Annotated in this window: 20 protein-coding genes; 7 read left to right on the forward strand and 13 right to left on the reverse strand. The window is 65.3% G+C overall.

Annotated features, from left to right (window positions below; translation table 11 throughout):
* Positions 1-34 precede the first annotated feature (34 nt).
* The 7 genes from GGQ98_RS00845 to mobA are packed head-to-tail and all read left to right on the forward strand — an operon-like array spanning position 35 to position 7,285.
* Entirely contained in the window at positions 35-1,624 is a 1,590-nt protein-coding gene (locus GGQ98_RS00845; protein ID WP_184063665.1) for a carboxyl transferase domain-containing protein, read from the forward strand.
* A gap of 7 nt (positions 1,625-1,631) precedes the next feature.
* Positions 1,632-2,246, forward strand: coding sequence for a hypothetical protein (locus tag GGQ98_RS00850; protein ID WP_184063667.1), 615 nt, complete (start codon positions 1,632-1,634; stop codon positions 2,244-2,246).
* Complete coding sequence (locus GGQ98_RS00855) at positions 2,243-3,079, forward strand: enoyl-CoA hydratase-related protein (RefSeq protein ID WP_184063670.1); 837 nt, start codon at positions 2,243-2,245, stop codon at positions 3,077-3,079. Before GGQ98_RS00850 ends, GGQ98_RS00855 begins: the two co-directional genes overlap by 4 nt.
* Positions 3,072-5,060, forward strand: coding sequence for an acetyl/propionyl/methylcrotonyl-CoA carboxylase subunit alpha (locus GGQ98_RS00860; RefSeq protein ID WP_184063672.1), 1,989 nt, complete (start codon positions 3,072-3,074; stop codon positions 5,058-5,060). The genes GGQ98_RS00855 and GGQ98_RS00860 overlap by 8 nt, the downstream gene beginning before the upstream one ends.
* Positions 5,057-6,220 carry an isovaleryl-CoA dehydrogenase gene (locus GGQ98_RS00865; protein ID WP_184063675.1) on the forward strand — a complete coding sequence of 388 codons (1,164 nt, stop codon included), beginning with the start codon at positions 5,057-5,059 and terminating at the stop codon, positions 6,218-6,220. Before GGQ98_RS00860 ends, GGQ98_RS00865 begins: the two co-directional genes overlap by 4 nt.
* Before the next feature lie 16 nt (positions 6,221-6,236).
* Entirely contained in the window at positions 6,237-6,749 is a 513-nt protein-coding gene (locus tag GGQ98_RS00870; protein ID WP_184063678.1) for a RidA family protein, read from the forward strand.
* Complete coding sequence (gene mobA, locus GGQ98_RS00875; RefSeq protein WP_184063681.1) at positions 6,749-7,285, forward strand: molybdenum cofactor guanylyltransferase; 537 nt, start codon at positions 6,749-6,751, stop codon at positions 7,283-7,285. Before GGQ98_RS00870 ends, mobA begins: the two co-directional genes overlap by 1 nt.
* 82 nt (positions 7,286-7,367) lie before the next feature.
* Here mobA and fabZ read toward each other — a convergent pair whose 3' ends face one another.
* From fabZ to GGQ98_RS00940, 13 genes are all read right to left on the reverse strand, one after another.
* On the reverse strand, positions 7,368-7,811 hold the full coding sequence (gene fabZ / locus GGQ98_RS00880; RefSeq protein WP_184063979.1) for a 3-hydroxyacyl-ACP dehydratase FabZ: 444 nt from the start codon (positions 7,809-7,811) through the stop codon (positions 7,368-7,370).
* Between the two features lie 32 nt (positions 7,812-7,843).
* Positions 7,844-8,401, reverse strand: a complete 558-nt coding sequence (locus tag GGQ98_RS00885) for an OmpH/Skp family outer membrane protein (protein ID WP_184063684.1) — start codon at positions 8,399-8,401, stop codon at positions 7,844-7,846.
* Entirely contained in the window at positions 8,401-10,962 is a 2,562-nt protein-coding gene (bamA, locus tag GGQ98_RS00890) for an outer membrane protein assembly factor BamA (RefSeq protein WP_184063687.1), read from the reverse strand. Before bamA ends, GGQ98_RS00885 begins: the two co-directional genes overlap by 1 nt.
* A gap of 67 nt (positions 10,963-11,029) precedes the next feature.
* The gene (gene rseP / locus GGQ98_RS00895) at positions 11,030-12,166 is read right to left on the reverse strand and encodes an RIP metalloprotease RseP (RefSeq protein WP_207791167.1); all 1,137 of its coding nucleotides are present in this window, start codon (positions 12,164-12,166) and stop codon (positions 11,030-11,032) included.
* A complete protein-coding gene (gene dxr, locus GGQ98_RS00900) occupies positions 12,166-13,326 on the reverse strand; it encodes a 1-deoxy-D-xylulose-5-phosphate reductoisomerase (protein WP_184063690.1) in 1,161 nt (386 codons plus the stop codon). The genes rseP and dxr overlap by 1 nt, the downstream gene beginning before the upstream one ends.
* The gene (locus tag GGQ98_RS00905; protein WP_184063693.1) at positions 13,323-14,114 is read right to left on the reverse strand and encodes a phosphatidate cytidylyltransferase; all 792 of its coding nucleotides are present in this window, start codon (positions 14,112-14,114) and stop codon (positions 13,323-13,325) included. The genes dxr and GGQ98_RS00905 overlap by 4 nt, the downstream gene beginning before the upstream one ends.
* The gene (locus GGQ98_RS00910) at positions 14,101-14,847 is read right to left on the reverse strand and encodes an isoprenyl transferase (protein ID WP_424141337.1); all 747 of its coding nucleotides are present in this window, start codon (positions 14,845-14,847) and stop codon (positions 14,101-14,103) included. Before GGQ98_RS00910 ends, GGQ98_RS00905 begins: the two co-directional genes overlap by 14 nt.
* Positions 14,844-15,398, reverse strand: coding sequence for a ribosome recycling factor (gene frr, locus GGQ98_RS00915; protein WP_184063696.1), 555 nt, complete (start codon positions 15,396-15,398; stop codon positions 14,844-14,846). The genes GGQ98_RS00910 and frr overlap by 4 nt, the downstream gene beginning before the upstream one ends.
* A gap of 18 nt (positions 15,399-15,416) precedes the next feature.
* Positions 15,417-16,136: a UMP kinase gene (gene pyrH, locus GGQ98_RS00920; RefSeq protein ID WP_184063699.1), complete on the reverse strand. Its 720-nt coding sequence runs from the start codon at positions 16,134-16,136 to the stop codon at positions 15,417-15,419.
* A gap of 92 nt (positions 16,137-16,228) precedes the next feature.
* Entirely contained in the window at positions 16,229-17,155 is a 927-nt protein-coding gene (tsf, locus tag GGQ98_RS00925) for a translation elongation factor Ts (protein WP_184063704.1), read from the reverse strand.
* Between the two features lie 103 nt (positions 17,156-17,258).
* On the reverse strand, positions 17,259-18,008 hold the full coding sequence (gene rpsB / locus GGQ98_RS00930; protein WP_184063707.1) for a 30S ribosomal protein S2: 750 nt from the start codon (positions 18,006-18,008) through the stop codon (positions 17,259-17,261).
* Positions 18,009-18,100: 92 nt separating this feature from the next.
* The gene (locus GGQ98_RS00935) at positions 18,101-18,613 is read right to left on the reverse strand and encodes a CYTH domain-containing protein (RefSeq protein WP_341534096.1); all 513 of its coding nucleotides are present in this window, start codon (positions 18,611-18,613) and stop codon (positions 18,101-18,103) included.
* Positions 18,586-19,449 (reverse strand): CHAD domain-containing protein, encoded by an 864-nt coding sequence (locus GGQ98_RS00940; protein WP_184063710.1) that lies wholly within the window; start codon positions 19,447-19,449, stop codon positions 18,586-18,588. The genes GGQ98_RS00935 and GGQ98_RS00940 overlap by 28 nt, the downstream gene beginning before the upstream one ends.
* Positions 19,450-19,595 lie beyond the last annotated feature (146 nt).

Genomic DNA, 19,595 nt, shown 5'->3' on the forward strand with positions numbered 1-19,595 from the left:
CCGCCTTGAACGAAGCTGAGGGGATGATCGACCGATGGCCGTAGTCGGCACGCAGGCGAATACTATCGACCCGGAATTCAAGGCCAATGCGGAGGCAATGCAGGCGCTCGTCGCGGACCTGCGCGAACGCTCGGCACAGATCGCGCTCGGCGGCAACGCGGATTCGCGCGATCGGCATACGTCGCGCGGCAAGCTGCTGCCGCGTGAACGTGTCGAGCGACTGCTCGATCCCGGCACCGCCTTCCTCGAACTCTCCCTCTTCGCGGGGCACGAGGTTTACGAAGACGACATTCCCGCCGCGGGCGTGATCGCCGGCGTCGGCCAGATCGCCGGGCGCATGTGCGTGATCGTGTGCAACGACGCCACGGTGAAGGGCGGCACGTACTACCCGCTGACCGTGAAAAAACATCTGCGCGCGCAGGAAGTCGCACGCCAGAACCGCCTGCCCTGCGTGTACCTCGTCGATTCCGGCGGCGCGAACCTCCCCAACCAGGATGATGTGTTCCCCGACCGCGACCACTTCGGGCGCATCTTCTACAATCAGGCGACGATGTCCGCCGAAGGCATCGCGCAGATCGCGGTGGTGATGGGCAGCTGCACGGCGGGCGGCGCTTACGTGCCCGCGATGTCGGACGAGAGCATCATCGTGCGCAATCAGGGCACGATCTTCCTTGGCGGACCGCCGCTGGTGAAGGCCGCGACCGGCGAGGAAGTGACGGCGGAAGACCTCGGCGGCGGCGATGTGCATGCGCGCATTTCCGGCGTGGTCGATCATCTCGCGAACGACGACGCGCACGCGCTTTCGATCGCGCGCGGCATCGTCGCCACGCTGCCCGCGCCGCGCGTGCCCGAGATCGCCGTGAAGGCGCCGAAACCGCCGCGCCACGATCCTTCGCAGATCTACGGCCTGATTCCCGCCGATACGCGGCATCCGGTGGACGTGCGCGAGATCATCGCGCGCATCGTCGACGACAGCGTGCTCGACGAGTTCAAGGCGCTTTACGGCGAAACGCTCGTCACCGGGTTCGCGCATATCGAGGGCTATCCCGTCGGCATCGTCGCCAACAACGGCATCCTGTTTTCGGAAAGCGCGCAGAAAGGCGCGCACTTCATCGAGCTGTGCTGCCAGCGCAAGGTGCCGCTCCTGTTCCTGCAGAACATCTCCGGCTTCATGGTCGGCAGGCGCTACGAGAACGAGGGCATCGCGCGCCACGGCGCCAAGATGGTAACGGCGGTCGCCTGCGCCGCCGTGCCGAAGTTCACCGTGGTGATCGGCGGCAGCTTCGGCGCGGGCAACTACGGCATGTGCGGCCGCGCCTATTCGCCCCGCTTCCTGTGGATGTGGCCAAATGCGCGCATCTCCGTGATGGGCGGCGAGCAGGCGGCGTCGGTGCTCGCCACCGTGAAGCGCGGCGGCTTCAAGACCAAGGCCGAGGAAGAGGCGTTCAAGGCGCCGATCCGCGAGCAATACGAGAAACAGGGCCACCCCTATTACGCCAGCGCGCGACTGTGGGACGACGGCATCATCGACCCCGCCGACACGCGCACCGTCGTGGCGCTCGGCCTCGCCGCGTCGCTGAACGCGCCGGTGCCCGAGACGCGCTTCGGCACGTTCCGGATGTGAGGCGGCGATGAAGAGATATTTTCAAATATTGGCCGCTCTGACTCTGTTTGGATTGATGGCTGCCACTTCGGCCCATGCCGAGAGCAGTGACAAAACCATCCAACCCGACGCGCTGGAGATCGCCCGAATACTGTCGCCTGACGGCTACCTCATTCTGCGTAGCACCGATCTCGGAACAACCCGATCCGAACTGCAGAAACGGCTTCTAAACACAATCAGCGGGCAATATGGGGCGCCCTGCGATCAGCGCAACAGCGAGTGCACTGCAGCGGCGAGCGCAATAGCCGTGAAGTATGCCGATAAAGTTCAAGCGGCCCAGAAGCAGGCGATCCAAAAAATCTTTGCTCGAAACCTTAGCGGGATAGAGCACAAAGACCTAGCCTCCATAAAGGCGTTCCTCGATACTTCTGCAGGAACTAGGTTCGCGGCGAATCTCAAGGTTCTGTTCGATCCATTTGGGACCGAGGCCGTCTCTGCGGGAATTGTGAATGAGTTAAACTCTGCCCGTATTCCCATAGCCGGGATGCACGAAGAGTTTTTCGAGGCAACGAAACATCTGCCGAAGGCAGAGCTTCCGCGCGTGCCAAGACCTGAACCTCCAGCGCGGAAGCGCGATCAATGAACGCAGACAATGAGAACGTCGTGTTGAAAGTTCCGACTTCGGACACGCTCCACTTCACGCTCGACGAAAACAACGTCGCGCGCGTCACGCTCAACCGCCCCGAACGGCACAACGCCTTCAACGCCGAGCTTATCGCGGCGCTGAAAGGCACGTTCGATGCCATAGCGCAGATGGAAGGCGTTCGCGCCGTGGTGCTTGCGGGCGAGGGCAAGAGCTTTTCGGCGGGCGCAGACCTTGAGTACATGCGCGCCGCCGGGGGCTGGAGCGAGGCGGAGAACATCGCGGACGGCCAGCGGCTTTCCGACATGCTCGCCAGCATCGCCGCCTGCCCCGTGCCGGTGATCGCCATCGCCAAGGGCAATATCTTCGGCGGCGGTGTCGGGCTCGTCGCCTGCGCGGACATGGTCGTGGGCATCGACGGCGTGAAGTTCCGGCTTTCCGAAGTGCGCCTCGGGCTGACACCTGCGACGATCTCGCCGTTCGTGATCGCCGCCATCGGCGCGCGGCAGGCGAAGCGCTGGTTCACCACCGCCGAGCTGTTCGGCCTTCCCGAAGCGCGCGAGATGGGGCTGGTGCATGTCGGCGTCGCCGATCTTCGCGCTGCCGACGCGCAGGTGGATGCGTGGGTAGACGCCATTCTCGAAGCCGCGCCGGGCGCGGTGATCGACGCCAAGGCGCTTGTCTCCGACTTTGCCGGGCGCGAGATCACCGCCGACCTTCGCGCCGACAGCGCCCGCCGTATCGCTGCGCGGCGCGCCACGGAAGAAGCCGCCGAGGGCCTGACCGCCTTTCTTGAGAAACGCCGGCCATATTGGATGAAGACCGATGCGTAAGCTGCTGATCGCAAACCGGGGCGAAATCGCCCGCCGCATCATCCGCACCGCGCACCGGATGGGCATCGAAACCGTTGCCGTCTATTCGGAAGCCGACGCGGACGCGCCGCATGTGCACGAGGCGGGACAGGCCGTGCTGATCGGCCCGGCGCCGGCTTCGGAATCCTACCTGCTCGTCGACCGGCTGCTCGATGCGGCCGCGCGGACGAATGCAGATGCCGTGCATCCGGGCTATGGTTTCCTCTCGGAGAACGCGAAGTTCGCGCTCGCCGTGCGCGACGCGGGCCTCACCTTCGTCGGCCCGCCGGTGAAGGCCATCGATGCGATGGGCCTGAAGGACACCGCCAAGAAGCTGATGAAGACCGCCGGTGTTCCAGTGACGCCGGGCTATCAGGGCGACGACCAGAGCCTCGCGCGCCTCGAAGCGGCCTCGAAGGCGGTCGGCTACCCGCTGCTCATCAAGGCCGTCGCGGGCGGCGGCGGCAAGGGGATGCGGCGGGTCGATGATCCGTCCGAGTTCGCCGACGCGCTCATCGCGGCGAAGCGCGAAGGCGAGAAGTCCTTCGGCAACGACGGCGTGATGATCGAGAAGCTGATCCTGCGTCCGCGCCATGTCGAGGTGCAGGTGTTCGCGGATCGGCACGGCAATGCCGTCCATTTGTTCGAGCGGGACTGCTCGCTGCAACGCCGCCACCAGAAGGTGATCGAGGAAGCCCCCGCGCCCGGCCTCTCCGCCTCGCTGCGGGGAGCCCTTGGCGCAGCTGCGGTAAAGGCGGCGACCGCGATCGGCTATGAGGGCGCGGGCACGATCGAGTTCATTCTCGATTGCGACGATGTCGATACCACCGGCGACCCGAAATTCTACTTCATGGAGATGAACACCCGGCTGCAGGTGGAGCATCCGGTGACGGAATTCATCACGGGCACCGATCTTGTGGAATGGCAGATCCGCGTGGCGCGCGGCGAGAAGCTGCCGATGACGCAGGATCAGCTCCGTATCGAGGGTCACGCGGTCGAAGCGCGGCTTTATGCCGAAGATCCGGAGAGCGGCTTCCTGCCGTCCACCGGACGCCTGCGCCAGCTCGTGTTCCCGGAAAACCGTCCCGGCGTGCGCATCGACAGCGGAGTCGTCGAAGGCGGCGAGATCAGCATCCACTACGACCCGATGATCGCCAAGGTGATCGCGCACGGCGCCGACCGGCAGAGCGCCATCGATCGGCTGGTCGGCGCGCTCGACGCCACGATCGTGGAGGGCGTGCGCACCAACCGCGCCTTCCTCGCGCGGCTCGTCGATCACGCCTCGTTCCGCGACGGGGACGTGGATACCGGCTTCATCGCCCGCCACGCCGAAAGCCTGAAACCGCCCGTCGATATCCCGGACCGTGTGCTCGCGCTCGCCGCGCTCACGCGCGTCGGCGGCTATAACCCGCCAAGCGCGCAGACGATGTTCGAGCGTGCGGGCGCATGGCGCATGAACCTGCCGAGCCGCCGCCACGTCGATCTGTTCCCCGACGGCGGCGAGAAGCGCGCGCTGAGCCTGACACCCGAAGGCGCGGCCTATCGCATCGACGGCCTCGACGAACCCGTCACCGGCGCGCTGTACTGGACGGGACCGCAGAGCGTGGAAGCCGACCTCGGCGGTGAACTCGTGCGCGCAACCATCGTGGAACGCGACGGCAGCTTTGAACTCCGCATCGGCGGGCGCGTGTTCGTGATCGGAACCTCGGCGCCGGATGCCGATGCAGCCGAAGGCGGCAGCGGGCATATCACCGCGCCGATGCCGGGCCGCGTGCTCGCCGTGTTCGTGAAGCCAGGCGACAAGGTGGAGGCAGGCGCCCGCCTGCTCGTGCTGGAAGCGATGAAAATGGAAAACCGCATGACCGCGCCGGTTTCGGGCACGGTCACGAAGGTCGGCGTGGCGGAGGGCGATCAGGTCGCCGAAGGCACGCTGCTGGTGGAAATCGAAAGCGAGGACCAATGAGCCTGTCCCTTATGAACTTCGCCCACGGCGAAACCATCGACATGCTGCGTGATACCGTGCGCGCGTTCGCGCAGGACAAGATTGCGCCGCGCGCGGCCGCGATCGATGCGGAGAACAAATTCCCGCGCGACCTCTGGCCGGAGCTTGGCGCGCTCGGCCTTCACGGCATCACGGTTTCGGAAGAAGACGGCGGCGCCGGGCTCGGCTACCTCGCGCACGTCGTGGCGATGGAAGAGATCAGCCGCGCGTCAGCCTCCGTCGGCCTCAGCTACGGCGCGCATTCGAACCTCTGCATCAATCAGCTTAAGCGCTGGGGCACGGCGGAGCAGAAGGCGAAATACCTGCCCAAGCTGATTTCCGGCGAGCATGTCGGCAGCCTTGCCATGTCCGAGCCGGGATCCGGGTCCGACGTCGTTTCGATGCGCCTGAAGGCGGAGCGCAAGAACGACTGCTATGTGCTGAACGGCAACAAGATGTGGATCACCAACGGGCCGGAGGCGGACACGCTGATCGTCTATGCCAAGACCGACATGGACGCAGGCCCGCGCGGCATCACGGCCTTCCTGATCGAGCGCGGCTTCAAGGGCTTTTCGACGGCGCAGAAGCTCGACAAGCTCGGCATGCGCGGTTCCGACACGTGCGAACTGGTGTTCGAGGATTGCGAGGTTCCCTACGAAAACGTGCTCGGCGCGGAGGGCAAGGGCGTCAACGTGCTGATGTCCGGCCTCGACTACGAGCGCGTCGTGCTCTCGGGCGGTCCTCTCGGCATCATGGCGGCGTGCATGGACGTGACCGTGCCCTATGTGCACGAACGCAAACAGTTCGGGCAGGCGATCGGCACCTTCCAGCTGATGCAGGGCAAACTTGCCGACATGTACGTGACGTTCTCGACGGCGCGCGCCTATGTCTATGCGGTCGCGCAGGCGTGCGATCGGGGCGAGACGACGCGCAAGGACGCGGCGGGCTGCATCCTCTATTCCGCCGAGAAGGCGACATGGATGGCGCTGGAAGCGATTCAGGCGCTTGGCGGCAACGGCTATATCAACGAATATCCGACCGGACGCCTGCTGCGCGACGCCAAGCTCTACGAGATCGGCGCGGGCACGAGCGAAATCCGCCGTTACCTCATCGGCCGCGAGCTGTTCGAGGAAACCGCCTGACCTGAAAGGACCGCCCATGCGCCGACTGCTGCCTCTTCTCCTGATGATGATCGCGGCACCGGCGCTGGCGGCAACGCCCGAAGAGCGACTGGCGGCGGCGGGGCACAGCCTGCCCGCCGCGCCCAAGCCTGCGGCGACCTATGTGACGTCAGTCGAAACCGGAAACCTGCTGTTCCTCTCCGGCCATATCGACTGCATCGGCGGCGGCAAGCGCGGCAAGGTCGGCGCCGATGTTACGCTGGAAGAGGGCAAGGCGGAGGCACAGCGTGTCGGGCTCTGCATGCTTTCCACAATCAGGACGGCGCTCGGCGGCGACCTGTCGCGCGTGAAGCGCTTCGTGCGCATTCTCGGCATGGTGAACAGCGCCCCGGATTTCACGGCGCAGCCCCAGGTCATCAACGGCTTTTCGGAACTGATGAAGACGGCGTTCGGCGACGCCGGGCTCGGCGCGCGCTCGGCGGTGGGCGTCGCCTCGCTGCCTGCGGGCTATGCGGTCGAGATCGAGGCGACGATCGAAATCGCGCGCTGATGCGCATTCTCGGCGCGGTTCTGGCGGGCGGCGAAAGCCGCCGCTTCGGCAGCGACAAGGCCGAGGCCCTGCTCGACGGCAAGCGCCTGATCGACCACGCCGCCGCGAGCATCGCGCCCTTTTGCGAAACCGTTGTGATTGCGGGCCGCACCGGCGGCGTGCCGGACCGCCCTGCCCCCGGCCTCGGGCCGCTCGGCGGGCTGTGCGGGGCGCTTGCTTACGGCGCGGAACAAGGCTTCGAGGCGGTACTGACGACGGCGTGCGATGTGCCGGAGCTGCCGGAAGCGCTGATGCGCGTGCTCATTGCTGCGCCCCCCGCTGTGATCGAGAGCCTGCCGGTCGTCGGTGTGTGGCCGACCTCGCTCGGGGTTCGGCTTGCGGCGTATCTGGAGAGCGGAGCGCCGCGCGCCATGCGGGCGTGGTGTGAAACGGCCGGCGCGCAGATGGTGGCGTGGCCGCAGGCGATCCGGAACATCAACCGGCTCGAGGACATGGCCCAACCCGCCCGTCTCCCCGGCGCAGGCCGGGGCCCATAGGCTGGTGCAAGACACGGAAACATGTCGGAAGATCGTGCGATCGGATGCGTCGTATGGGGAGCCGGGGTGACGGGCGGGGCGATCAGGCCCCCGGCGGGTCCGCGATCATTGCGGTGAAGCTGCATTCCGCCGCCACCTTGCCGCCGACGATGCTGGCGACGCCGTTGAACTTGCAGACCCTTGAGCGGCGCTGCACGAATTCGACATCGAGGTTCAGCAGGCAGCCCGGCTCGACCGGCTGACGGAACTTGGCGTTTTCGATCACCATGAAATAGACGAGCTTGCCGAGCGCCTCGTCGCCGAGCGATTTGATCGCCAGAACGCCCGCAGTCTGCGCGAGCGCCTCGACGATCAGCACGCCGGGCATGATCGGACGCTGCGGAAAATGGCCCTGGAAGAACGGTTCGTTGATCGTGACCGCCTTGATGCCGCGCGCGCGTTTATCGGGCACGAAATCGACCACGCGGTCGACGAGCAGCATGGGAAAACGGTGTGGGAGCAGTGCCATCACTGCTCCCACCTCCATCGCGTCGAAGTTCTCGGACAAGCCCTTGGCCGTTACTTCTGGGCCGGAGCGGCCGGCGGGTTCACGTTGACGCGGGGCAGCGCGGAGTTGAGGCGCGTCATCACCTCGTTCGTCACGTCGAGCGACTGCGCCGTGGCGAGCGTGACCTCGCGGTCGAGCGCAACGCTTGCGCCCTTCTCGCGCATCACGGCCGTGATGATCGGGTTCACGGCTTCAAGGATCTGCTGGCGCACATACTGCACGGAGCGGCCGTAATCCTGTTCCCTGCCGCGCACTTCGTTCTCGGCGGTGACCTGGCGCTGCTGAAGCTCCTTGGCCTTGGCCTGGAACGCTTCCTTCGCCATCGAGGGCTGCGCCTTCTGCAGGCTCTCATATTCGCCGCGGAACTGGTCGCCCAGCGTCTTGGCGCGCGCCTGTACGCCTTCGAATTTCGCCTTGAGCTGCGGTTCGGCGCTCTTCGAAGCTGCGGATTCCGCAGCGATGCGGCTCATATCGACAACGATGATCGACGGAGCGGTCTGCGCCAGGGCAACGGTCGGCGCCGTGAAGGCAAGAGCGCCGGCGATCGCGGCGCGTGTAAGCATTTTCATCAGAATTGGGTCCCTACGTTGAATTGGAACAATTTGGTGTCGTCACCTTCCTGTTTGACGAGCGCCTTGGCGATATCGATCCGGAACGGACCGAACGGAGAGTTCCAGTTGATGCCGAAGCCTACGGCAACACGCGGCTTCCATGTATCGCCGTAGTAGAACTCTTTGAAGCCGGGTGCAAATTCCGGATCACCATTGGCGTCAACGCCGCCGGTCGAAATTTGCCGAATGTCCTGCAGGTCGGTCGCGGGGTTGAAATCGGTGTGCCAGAGCGCGCCCACATCGACGAAAACCGAGGGACGCAGGCCCATTTCCGCAGCGCCCGCGCTCAGCGGAATCTGCACTTCTGCGCGAACCTGATAGTAGGTCTCGCCGCCGATCGAGTCATCCTGCCTCTGGTTGCTTTCCGAGCTCAGGATGTAATCCAGCGGATCCGGCGAGTTCGTCGGGTTCGTGTAGGACTGACGGATAACGCGCGGGCCGACGCCTCGAATGTCGAAGCCGCGCATGCGCGGTTCGCCGAGGAAGAAGCGGTCGGTCAGGCGGATGTTGTCGCCGCCCCAGCCGAAAATCTGCCCCGCTTCGAGCCCGAGGTTGAAAATGAAGCCGCTGCCGAACAGGCGCCAGTATTTGTCGGCGTTGAGGCGCGAGCGCACGTACTGCACACTGCCGCCGACGCCGGCGATATCCTGGCTGATCATGAAGCGGTGGCCACGGCTCGGCCGGATGGCGTTGTCGCGCGTGTCGTAGGCGATCGAATAGCCGATCGACGAGGTGGTGCGCTTGCCGACTGCGTCGCAGAGGAAACGGCCCGCGCGCAGCGGATCGCAGATGCCGTTCGTGTAGAACGTGCTCTCGTCGAGCGACACGTCGTCGTAGCTGAGGCCGTAGCGGAACGAGGCCGACCAGAACTCCGTGATCGGAAAGCCGGTGCGGATCTGGAAGCCGGTCGTCGACTGTTCGTAGGTGGTGTCGCGGTCGCCGTTGCCGAGGAAGCGGAAGCTGTTGTAATCGCGCCGGAAGATGTCGCCGCCGAGCGCGAGATTGCGCCCGAACAGGTACGGCTCGGTGAAGCCGATTTCCGCCGACTGCGAATATTTGGACCAGTTGACCGAGGCGCGCAGTTCCTGGCCCATGCCGCGGAAGTTGCGCTGCCGGATCGACAGGTTGACGAGGAAGTTCTCGAGGCTCGAATAGCCCGCCGAGACCTGAAGCTCGCCCGTCGCCTGCTCCTCGAGATTGGCTTCGAGGATCACCTTGTCCGGCCCCGAGCCCTGCTTTTGCTGGATTTCGAGGTTTTCCTGGAAGTAGCCGAGGCTCTGGATGCGGTCGCGCGAGCGCTTCACGCGGAAGCTGTTGAAGGCGTCGCCCTCCGCGAGGCGGAACTCGCGGCGGATCACGTGGTCCTTGGTGATGGTGTTGCCGTTGATCTCGACCCGCTCCACGTAAACGCGCGGCGTTTCGTTGATGACGAACGTCACCCCCATCTCGCGCTTTTCCTTGTCGCGATTGAAGCGGGGGTTGATGTCGGCAAACGCATAGCCGAGGAGCCCGACCGATTCCGACAGGTTCGTGACCGTGTCCTCGATCTCCTTGGCGTTGTACCAGTCGCCCTGCTTCATCGGAAGCATGCGCTTGAAATTCTCTTCCTTGATGTCGCGAATCTGGCTTTCCAGATCGACCTCGCCGAACTTGTAGCGCTCGCCTTCGTCCACCACGTAGGTGATGAGGAAGTCCTTGCGGTCCGGCGTCAGCTCGGCGACCGACGAGACCACACGGAAATCCGCATAGCCCTGCGTCAGGTAGAATTGCCGCAGCTTCTGCTGGTCGAAGGCCGAGCGGTCGGGATCATACGTGTCGTTCGACGTGAAGAACTTGTACCACTTGGCTTCCTTGGTGGCCATTTCGCCGCGCAGCTCGCCGTCTGAAAACTTCGTGTTGCCCACGATGTTGATGCGGCGGACCTTCGACTTCGGCCCCTCCTCGATCTCGAACACCACATCGACGCGGTTCTGATCGAGCTGGACGATCTTCGGATCCACGGCAGCGGCGAAGCGGCCCTGGCGCCGGTACAGCTCCAGAATACGCGCCACGTCGGCGCGCGCCTTGGTGCGGGTGAAGATCTGGCGCGGAGAGAGCTTGATCTCGTCCTTGAACTTGTCGTCTTTCAGGCGCTTGTTGCCTTCAAGCACGATGCGGTTGACCACGGGGTTCTCGCGAACATCGACGATCAGCTCGCCCTCGCGGTCGCGGATCGTGACGTCGGCGAACAGTTCGGTCGCGTAAAGATCCTTCAGCGCGCGGTCGAGTCGGTTGCGGTCGTAGGTGTCGCCCGCCGTCAGGCCCACGTAGGAGCGCACCGTCTCGGGCTCCAGACGCTCAGCACCGCGGATCGTGATCGAACGCACCGTCCCGGACTGCTCCGCCATCGCGGCAGGCGCCGCCGCGGGCGCAGCTTCCGGCGTCGCAACGGGCGAAGGCTGCGCGTCCTGCGCAAGCGCGGGCAGCGACAGGCCGAGCGCACTGCCGACAAGCAGCGCAGCGGCCCAGTTACGATGCATGGCAGCCGGCGTCAGCGTCTGTTGGCCCACAAGTACCCCACTCTCGTTCAAAACTTATGACCGCATCTCAGCCGATCAGCCCGGCGACATGCTTGAACACGCCAAAAGATGCAAGGTCGTTCCAGGTTACGATCAGCATGAAGGAGATGAGAAGTGCAAAGCCGGTCATGAACGCCCACTCCTGTACACGCGGCGGAATCGGCTTCCGGCGCACGGCTTCCGCTGCGTAGATCGCCAGATGCCCGCCGTCCAGCATCGGAATCGGCAGCAGGTTGATGAACCCCAGGTTGATCGAGACCAGCGCCATCAGGTTCACGAAGGCCTCTATGCCCATCGTGCCCGCCTGCCCCGAAACCTCGGCGATCTTCAGCGGCCCGCCGAGTTCCTTCACCGATCGCCGGCCGGTGATGATCTGGGCGAGGCCTTCAACCATCATGCCGGTGGTGTCGAAAACGGCCTGCGTGCCGTAGACGAGCGATTCCACCGGCCCGCGCTCGACGACGCTGCGCTGATCGCCGATCAGGCCGATGCGCGGGATTTTGAAAGTTTTGCCGAAGCGATCCTGTTCCTCGATGATATCGGGCGTCAAAACGATGCTGCGCACCGCGCCGTCGCGTTCGAAATCGACCGAGACGGGCGTGCCGGGATTTATCATCACGACACCGACGATGTCCTCGAAGCGCTCGATGCGCTTGCCGTCCACGTTCAGAATGCGGTCGCCGGGCGCGAGTCCCGCGCGATCCGCCGCCGACTCCGTCACGATGTTGGAAATCACGGGCGACGTATAGCTCTGGCCGTAGATCGCGATGAACGCCGAAAAGATCAGGATCGCCGCCGCAAAGTTCACGAATGGCCCGGCCGCGACGATGATCGCGCGCTGCCAGAGCGGCTTGAACGCGAAGAGGAACGGCTTCTGCTCCGGATCGACGCGCGCGGCCTCCGCAGGCATGCTCGCGGCGTTGGCGTCGCCGGTGAATTTCACGTAGCCGCCGAGCGGCAGCCAGCCGACCTTCCAGCGTTCGCCGCGCCGGTTCGTCCAGCCGAAGATTTCGCGCCCGAAGCCAATCGAGAAGCTGTCCACCGATGTGTTGAACATGCGCCCGGCGAGGTAGTGGCCCATCTCGTGAATGAACACGAGCGGGCTGATCATGGCCACGAACATCAGGATCGTGAAAAGCAGCCCCGGGGACGGCAAAATTTCCATCAGTGCGCGCGACCTTTTATATGCATCTCGCCGACACGCCGGGCTTCCCTGTCGCAGGCCAGCACGTCCTCGAGTGATTCGACGGCGTAACCGCCGACGGCGTCCATCGTTTGCTCCACAATCACGGCAATATCGAGGAAGCCGAGTCGGCCGTCCAGAAATGCCGCAACCGCCACTTCGTTGGCGGCGTTTAACACGGTGGGAGATGAACCGCCGCTGACGAGCGCCGCGCGCGCAAGGCGAAGTGCGGGAAAACGCTCCGGATCGGGCGCCTCGAAATCGAGTCTGGCAACTTTGGCAAGATCGAGCTTAGCGCACGGCGTCGCCATCCGATCCGGCCACGAGAGCGCATAAGCGATCGGAATCCGCATATCGGGTGCCCCGAGCTGGGCCAGCATCGAGCCGTCGACATATTCCACGAAGCTGTGAACCACCGATTGCGGGTGTACGATAACGTCCAGCTGTCTCTCCTCCACGGGGAACAGGTGATACGCCTCTATCAGTTCCAATCCCTTGTTCATCAGCGTGGCGGAATCGACGGAAATCTTGGCGCCCATCGACCAGACGGGGTGCGCGACAGCCTGCGAGGGCGTCACGGCGGCCATTTCGGCAAGGCTGCGCGAACGAAACGGCCCGCCGCTCGCCGTCAGGATGATGCGCGCGATGCGCTCGGGATTATCGAAATCGAACACCTGGTGGATGGCGTTGTGCTCGGAATCGACGGGCAGCAGATGCGCGCCGCTCAGCTTCGCGCGCGCATTCACCAGTTCGCCCGCGCAAACGAGCGTTTCCTTGTTGGCGAACGCCACGCAGGCGCCGCGCTCCACGGCGCGCAGCGTGGGCGGAAGGCCGGCGGCGCCGACGATCGCCGCCATCACGATATCGCTCGGCACATCGGCGGCGTCCGCAAGCGCCTTCGCCCCCGCCGCTGTCTCTATGCCCGATCCTGCGAGCGCATCCTTCAGGTCGCCGTAAGCCGCCTCGTCTGCGACGACCGCGATACGGGCACCCAGACGGCGCGCTTCGGCGGCCAGACCGCGAACGTCCCGGTTCGCGGTCAGCACATCGACCGACCAGCGTTCCGGCTCCCGCGCGACGAGATCGATCGTCGAACGGCCCACGGAGCCGGTCGCGCCGAAAATACTGATCGACCGGGTCATCGTGTAAGGCCGATCGCAATCGCGACGAGCACGCTTACCGGCATCACGCCGTCCAGCCTGTCCATCACGCCGCCGTGACCGGGCAGGATATTGCCCGAATCCTTCACGCCCGCGCGGCGCTTCAGGTGGCTTTCAAAAAAATCGCCGACCTGCGCGGCGACAGCGAGCAAGGCACCGAGCGCTGCGGCGAAGACGGGGTTCAGATCGAGCCCGAACTGGCGCGCGAGCAGCCAGGCGGCAAGCGCCGCAGCGATCATGCCGCCGCCAAGCCCTGCCCATGTCTTGGATGGGCTGATGCGCGGCGCGATCTTCGGGCCGCCGATGGTGCGGCCCGAGAAATAGGCCGCGATATCGGTCGCCCAGACGATGACGAGAGTCCAGATCACAAGCTGCGCGCCGAGCGGCTCTGCGCGCAGCCAGACGAGCGCAATGCCCGGCAGCGCCGCGTAAAGCAGTCCCCACGCCGCGATGCTGGCCAGAAAGAACAGGACTGCTGCGGCAATGCCGACCAGCATCAGCGCATAAGCGGCATAATCAAGGTGCGTGAAGAGCACCGCGCCAGCCAGCGCGAACATGCCGACCATGCGAACCGCGCGGCCGACACGGTGCATGGCGCACCATTCAGCGTAGATGAGCAGAACCACGACGACCGCGAGCAGAGCGAAGGCGATGCCGCCAAGCCAGACCGCGCCGAGCGCGAGCGCGATCAGCGCGATGCCGACGAGGATGCGCGGGAGCAGATCGCCGTAGCGTGACCCCGGCGTCACGACCGGCTCAGAGCCCGCCATAGCGCCGTTCGCGCCCGCCGAATGCCTCGACGGCGCGTCTTAGCGACTGGCCGTCGAAATCGGGCCAGTACTGTTCCGTGAACACAAGCTCCGCATAAGCGGCCTGCCACATCAGGAAATTCGAAAGGCGCTGCTCGCCGGACGTCCGGATCACGAGATCGAGCAGCGGAAGGTCGGCAGTGTCGAGCCGCGCGGCGATGTCGGCGGGCATGACCTCATCGGGCGCCATTTTTCCGGCGGCGACATCGCGGCAGACGCTGCGCACCGCGCGCGCGATCTCGTCCTGCGAGCCGTAGTTGAGCGCGATGACGAGCCTGAGCCGCGTATTGCCCTCCGTGCGCACCTTCGCACCTTCAAGCAGCGCAAGGATATCCGGCGACAAACGGCTGTAATCACCGATAAAGCTGAGCCGCACGCCGTTTCGGTCAAGTTCCGCGATCTCGCTCAGCAGATACTGCTTGAGCAGGCCCATCAGGTAGCCGACCTCGTCCTCGGGACGTTTCCAGTTCTCGGAAGAAAAGGCGTAGAGCGTCAGCACCTCGATACCCAGATCGGGCGCCGCCTCGACGACCTTGCGAACCGCCTCGACACCGGACTTGTGCCCGGCGATGCGCGGCAGGCGGCGGGCTTTCGCCCAGCGCCCGTTGCCGTCCATGATGATGCCGACATGGCGCGGCCCTGCGGACTCCTGCCCGCTACCGGCACGCGCGGTTGGCGGTACGGCAGGTGTCACTGGCCGAGGATTTCCTTTTCCTTGGCGGCGCTGACGCTGTCGACGTCGGTGATGGCCTTGTCGGTCAGCTTCTGGACTTCGGCTTCGAAGCGCTTCTGCTCGTCCTGGCTGATGTCGCCCTTCTTCTCGGCAGCCTTCAGCGCGTCCATGCCGTCACGGCGGACATTGCGGACGGCGATCTTCGCCTTTTCGCCGTACTGCGAGGCCAGCTTCGCGAGTTCCTTGCGGCGCTCCTCGGTAAGGTCGGGGATCGGCAGGCGGAGCGTCTGGCCGTCGACGATCGGGTTGAGGCCGAGCCCGGCGGAGCGGATCGCCTTTTCGACCGGCTGGACGTTGCTGCGGTCCCAAACCTGCACGGCAAGCATGCGGGCATCGGGCGCGGTCACCGTTGCGACCTGGTTCAGCGGCATGTGCGCGCCGTAAACCTCGACATTCACCGGATCGAGCAGCGATGTGGAGGCGCGGCCCGTGCGAAGACCGCCAAGGTCACTCTTCAGCGCTTCGATCGCGCCCGTCATACGCCGTTCGATGTCAGCCTTGTCGTAGCTCATGGTCGGTTCCCTCGAATGCTATTGATTGCGCACGATCGTCGAGACGCCCTCACCCGCAAGAACCCGCGCGAGATTGCCGTGTTCCCGGATATTGAAGACAACGATCGGAATGTCGTTCTCGCGGCAGAGCGCCACCGCCGAAGCGTCCATCACCTTCAGATTGTCGGCGAGCACCTTGTCGTAGCCCAGGGACTCGTAACGCGTCGCGCTTTTGTCCTTCTTCGGGTCGGCGTTGTAGACGCCGTCGACGCTGGTGCCCTTGAACAGCGCGTCGCACTGCATCTCTGCGGCGCGGAGCGCGGCAGCGGTGTCGGTCGTGAAGAACGGATTGCCCGTGCCCGCCGCGAAGATGACGATGCGGCCCTTTTCCATGTGCCGCTCGGCGCGGCGGCGGATGTAGGGTTCGCAAACGCTCGACATCGGGATCGCGGATTGCACGCGCGTATCGACGCCGAGGCGTTCCAGGCTGTTCTGCACGGCGAGCGCGTTCATCACCGTCGCGAGCATGCCCATGTAGTCGGCGCTGGCGCGGTCGAAGCCCTGCTCGGCTGCCGCGAGGCCCCGGAAGATGTTGCCGCCGCCCACGACGAGGCAAAGCTCGAAGCCGGCCTCCTTCGCGATGCGGATTTCATCGGCGACGCGCGTGACGGTGGCGGTGTCGATGCCGAACGTCTGGTCGCCCATCAGCGCCTCGCCCGACAATTTTAGAAGAATGCGCTTGAACGGCTTCGATGACATGATTTTCGTCGCGCCTCCCGATACGCGGGGCGCACCTTAGTTGGCCGGCGGGGGGCGGACAAGCGCCCGCCGCCCCGCTTCCGGCTGAAATTTTAACGACCGACGGCGGCGGCGACCTCAGCCGCGAAATCGGTCTCTTCCTTCTCGATGCCTTCGCCGAGCTGGAAGCGCACGAACTCGGCAACCTTCACGGGCGTGCCGAGGTCTTTCGCCGCTTTGGCGACCACGTCGGACACCTTGCTCTTGCCGTCGATCACGAAGATCTGGCCGAGCAGAGTCGATTCGGCGAGGAACTTGCGGACGCCGCCTTCCACCATCTTTTCGACGATGTCGGCGGGCTTGCCCGACTGCGCGGCCTTCTCGCGGGCGATCGAGCGCTCGCGCTCGACCACGGCGGGATCGACGCCCGTTTCATCGAGCGCCAGCGGGTTCGCGGCGGCGATGTGCATGGCGAGCTGCTTGCCGAGCGCTTCGAGCTGGGCGGCGTCGCCCGTCGATTCGATCGCGACGAGCACGCCGATCTTGCCGAGGCCGGGGGCTGCGGCGTTGTGGACGTAGGACGACACGACGCCCGACGCGACCGAGACCTGCGCGATGCGGCGCAGCGACTGGTTCTCGCCGATCTTTGCAATGTTGTCGGTGAGCGCTTCGGAAACGAGCTTGCCGGCGGCAGTGGCCTGCGCGCCGAGGGCGGCAACTTCGGTGGTGCCGCTTGCAAGCGCAAGGGCGGTCACTTCGCGCACGAAGCCCTGGAAGATATCGTTCTTCGCGACGAAATCGGTTTCCGAGTTCACCTCGACCGCCGTGCCCTTCGTGCCGCTGGTGGCGACGCCGACGAGGCCTTCGGCGGCCGTGCGGCCCGCCTTCTTGGCGGCGGTGGCGAGGCCCTTGGCGCGCAGCCAATCGACCGCGGCTTCGAAATCGCCGCCGGTTTCGATGAGCGCCTTCTTGCTGTCCATCATGCCGGCGCCGGTGCTCTCGCGCAGATCCTTCACAAGCTGTGCCGTGATCTCGGCCATATGCTTAATCCCTTCTGTCTTTGAATGAGGCGGGGCGGCTGCCCGTTACGGCGCCGCCCCTTCCGTTTTATGACACACCGCGAAAAACGCGGCGTGCGGGAGGTCAGGCGGCGACTTCGGCCTGCGGCTCGGCCGCTGCGCCGAGGTCCGCGCCCAGATCGCGCTGACGGTTCTGATTGCCGCCGAGCACCGCATCCGCGATCGCATCGCAGTAGAGGCGAATGGCGCGCGAGGCGTCATCGTTGCCCGGGATCGGGAAGGCGATGCCCGAAGGATCGCTGTTCGTGTCGAGGATGGCGATCACCGGGATGCCGAGCACGTTGGCTTCCTTGACGGCGAGGTCTTCCTTGTTCGTATCGATCACGAACATGACGTCGGGCAGGCCGCCCATGTCGCGGATACCGCCGAGCGAGGCTTCGAACTTGTCGCGCTCGCGCGTCATCTTCAGCACTTCCTTCTTGGTGAGGCCGTGCGTGTCACCGGCAAGCTGCTCTTCGAGCTGCTTGAACTTGCGGATCGACTGCGAGATCGTCTTCCAGTTGGTGAGCATGCCGCCCAGCCAGCGGTGGTTCACGAAATGCTGGCGCGAACGGCGCGCGGCCTCCGCGATCGGATCCTGCGCCTGGCGCTTGGTGCCGACGAACAGCACCTTGCCGCCCGCCGCAACCGTGGCACGAACGAATTCGAGCGCACGCGCGAACTGCGGTACGGACTGCGACAGATCGATGATGTGAACGCCGTTGCGGTCACCGAAGATGTAAGGTTTCATCTTCGGGTTCCAGCGGTGCGTCTGGTGACCAAAGTGGGCGCCGGCTTCCAAAAGCTGCGCCATCGTGACGACGGGTGCCGCCATAATCGTTTCTCCTTCCGGTTTTACCTCGATGCAGGAGGAAGGCAGCAGGCTGCCCACCGGATATGTTCCCGCATCTGTGGAATGCCGCGCCCTTAACGCCGCGCGGCGGCAAAAGCAAGAGGCAGCCCGTGCACGGCGAGCGCGGCATTGTAGTAGTGCGGATCGGCGGTCACCTCGCGGCCGAGCCAATCCGGGCGGATAACGGCCTCGTCCTCGCGCTCCAGCTCGCATTCGGCGATCACGAGGCCGGAGAGTTCGCCTTCGAAAACGTCGACCTCCCAAAGCCGGTCGCCTGCCATGACGTCATATCGGCGCTTGGCGAGAAGACGCCCGCTGCGCAGCGCAATCAGCCCGCGCGCGTCTTCGAGCGGAACCTCATATTCGAACTCGTCGCGGGACAGGCCTGAAACGCGGCCCTTGATGGTGAGCCTGCCGCTGTTTTCGTCGATGATGCGGACGCGCACCGAGGCATGCTCGCCGCGCGCGATATAGGCCTGCGCCATCGCCCGGCTGCGCACGACGCCCGCGCGCCAGCCGTCGCCCGCCACGAGGAACTTGCGCTCGATCTCGCGGCCCATCAGGCGGCCTCGCGCCAGCCGTTCCACGCGCGTTCCCAGCGGCGGAGGCGCGATGTGCAGGGCTCCTCGAACAGCACGGCGCCGAGCTTCAGCGCTTCCTGTTCCAGTGCGCGGCGCCGTTCGATCGCCGCCTTTTCCAGCTGCCGCAGCGGCTTTTCCCGGCGGCGCTGAAGCCGTGCCTCCAGCGCGCAGAGATCGTGCTGCTCACCCAGAAGCGTCCCGAGCCGGCCCAGCATTTCGCCGCGCGCGGCAAGGCCCGGATCGCTTTCGTTCAGCAGCCGCACCTGAAAACCGTGATCCTTGATGTGCTTGCGCCATTCGTGGAACGTCTCGATGTCGCCGCCCCCCGCCTCCGCCATCAGCGCCACCGCTTTTTTGCAGGTGCGCCGAAGCCCCTTGCGCAGCGCGCCGAAGCCCTCGCGTTCGATCCGCCAGCCTGCCGACGCCTTGCGCAGCGCGATCAGCCTCTTGCGGGTATCTTCGAGCACGGCGCCGCGCACGCGCGCCGCTGAGGTCTGCGCTTCGGCCTCAAGTTCCGCCCGGAACGCTGCGATCGCCTTGCCGCCATCGGGCGCGATGTCGTTGAAGGTCGCGAGCAGCACCTGCGCCTCGCGCACCTCCGCCAGCCGCCCGGCAAGCGTGCGAAGCGCGCCGTTCGCGTCCGCATAGCAGGGAAAGCCTGCACGCAGCAGCCGCAGAAGCGCGCGGATACGCTTGGTCGCGGTTCGGACGCCGTGGACGCTGCGTTCAAGATCAGCGTCCGCCGATGCAAGCGCCGCGAGCGCGCCTTCAAGCTGTTCCGCCGCGATCCGCCGCAGCGCCGCCTCGACGTTCGCATCGCCGGACGTGAAACGATAGGCCATAGATCGATGCCGCTCCGCCTGGTTTCAGCAGGCTGCTATAGGCGCTCGGCGCACAAAAAAAAACGGCGGACGCAAACTCAATGCGTTCCGCCGTCAGTTTCTCGGTGTGGGCCAGCTCAGGCAATCGACCCAGACCGAAAGCTGCG

Origin of the sequence: Sphingosinicella soli (assembly GCF_014199685.1) — a bacterium.
GTDB lineage: Bacteria > Pseudomonadota > Alphaproteobacteria > Sphingomonadales > Sphingomonadaceae > Sphingosinicella > Sphingosinicella soli.

Coding starts and splice junctions, on each gene's coding strand:
- GGQ98_RS00845 (WP_184063665.1), top strand. CDS start 35: ATGGCCGTAGTCGGCACGCAGGCGAATACTATCGACCCGGAATTCAAG.
- GGQ98_RS00850 (WP_184063667.1), top strand. CDS start 1,632: ATGAAGAGATATTTTCAAATATTGGCCGCTCTGACTCTGTTTGGATTG.
- GGQ98_RS00855 (WP_184063670.1), top strand. CDS start 2,243: ATGAACGCAGACAATGAGAACGTCGTGTTGAAAGTTCCGACTTCGGAC.
- GGQ98_RS00860 (WP_184063672.1), top strand. CDS start 3,072: ATGCGTAAGCTGCTGATCGCAAACCGGGGCGAAATCGCCCGCCGCATC.
- GGQ98_RS00865 (WP_184063675.1), top strand. CDS start 5,057: ATGAGCCTGTCCCTTATGAACTTCGCCCACGGCGAAACCATCGACATG.
- GGQ98_RS00870 (WP_184063678.1), top strand. CDS start 6,237: ATGCGCCGACTGCTGCCTCTTCTCCTGATGATGATCGCGGCACCGGCG.
- mobA (WP_184063681.1), top strand. CDS start 6,749: ATGCGCATTCTCGGCGCGGTTCTGGCGGGCGGCGAAAGCCGCCGCTTC.
- fabZ (WP_184063979.1), bottom strand. CDS start 7,811: ATGGAGGTGGGAGCAGTGATGGCACTGCTCCCACACCGTTTTCCCATG.
- GGQ98_RS00885 (WP_184063684.1), bottom strand. CDS start 8,401: ATGAAAATGCTTACACGCGCCGCGATCGCCGGCGCTCTTGCCTTCACG.
- bamA (WP_184063687.1), bottom strand. CDS start 10,962: ATGCATCGTAACTGGGCCGCTGCGCTGCTTGTCGGCAGTGCGCTCGGC.
- rseP (WP_207791167.1), bottom strand. CDS start 12,166: ATGGAAATTTTGCCGTCCCCGGGGCTGCTTTTCACGATCCTGATGTTC.
- dxr (WP_184063690.1), bottom strand. CDS start 13,326: ATGACCCGGTCGATCAGTATTTTCGGCGCGACCGGCTCCGTGGGCCGT.
- GGQ98_RS00905 (WP_184063693.1), bottom strand. CDS start 14,114: ATGGCGGGCTCTGAGCCGGTCGTGACGCCGGGGTCACGCTACGGCGAT.
- frr (WP_184063696.1), bottom strand. CDS start 15,398: ATGAGCTACGACAAGGCTGACATCGAACGGCGTATGACGGGCGCGATC.
- pyrH (WP_184063699.1), bottom strand. CDS start 16,136: ATGTCATCGAAGCCGTTCAAGCGCATTCTTCTAAAATTGTCGGGCGAG.
- tsf (WP_184063704.1), bottom strand. CDS start 17,155: ATGGCCGAGATCACGGCACAGCTTGTGAAGGATCTGCGCGAGAGCACC.
- rpsB (WP_184063707.1), bottom strand. CDS start 18,008: ATGGCGGCACCCGTCGTCACGATGGCGCAGCTTTTGGAAGCCGGCGCC.
- GGQ98_RS00940 (WP_184063710.1), bottom strand. CDS start 19,449: ATGGCCTATCGTTTCACGTCCGGCGATGCGAACGTCGAGGCGGCGCTG.